This is a genomic window from Methylobacterium sp. WL116 (assembly GCF_008039455.1).
In the GTDB taxonomy this organism is placed as follows: domain Bacteria; phylum Pseudomonadota; class Alphaproteobacteria; order Rhizobiales; family Beijerinckiaceae; genus Methylobacterium.
Genome location: NZ_VRUV01001120.1, coordinates 1 through 494 on the forward strand (window position 1 = coordinate 1; position 494 = coordinate 494).

The window sequence follows — 494 nt, forward strand, 5'->3', positions numbered from 1 at the left end:
GCGCCTAGGGCCGCCCGCCCCACCCCTCCCCCACCCCGGTGCGGGGCGCCGGGGGCGACCCGCACCGGGTTGTCGATGCGGTGATGCGTGAGCCCATAGCCGCCGAGCATCGCGCCCATCCGCGCGCGGCTCGCGTCGCAGACGTGGACGACGTGGAGCCCGCGTCCCGACACCGCCCGCCGCGCCGCCGCGGTGCGGGCGACGCGGACCAGCTTGTGCAGGCGGCTCCTGGCATCGCACGGCGCCAGGATGCAGGCGGCGGACATCGGCGCGAGGGCACAGGGCTCGGCCGTGTCGAAGCGGTAGTAGACGCCGTTCGGGCAGGCCAGGAAGTAGTCGTGCAGCGTCAGCGCCACCGGGGCGCCGGTGGCGAGCAGCACCGGGAAGATCCCGGGCGACAGGCTGCGGGTCCACTGGTGGACGTGGACGACGTCCGGCGCGCGCGCCATCCGCCCGATTGCGTCGCTGAGCGCCCGCGCGGCGCGGGCGTGCCA

General features: G+C 76.7%; 1 pseudogene. It reads right to left on the reverse strand.

The features are described from left to right. Positions 1 to 494: pseudogene (locus FV223_RS29680) on the reverse strand (glycosyl transferase family 1); the annotation flags it as partial.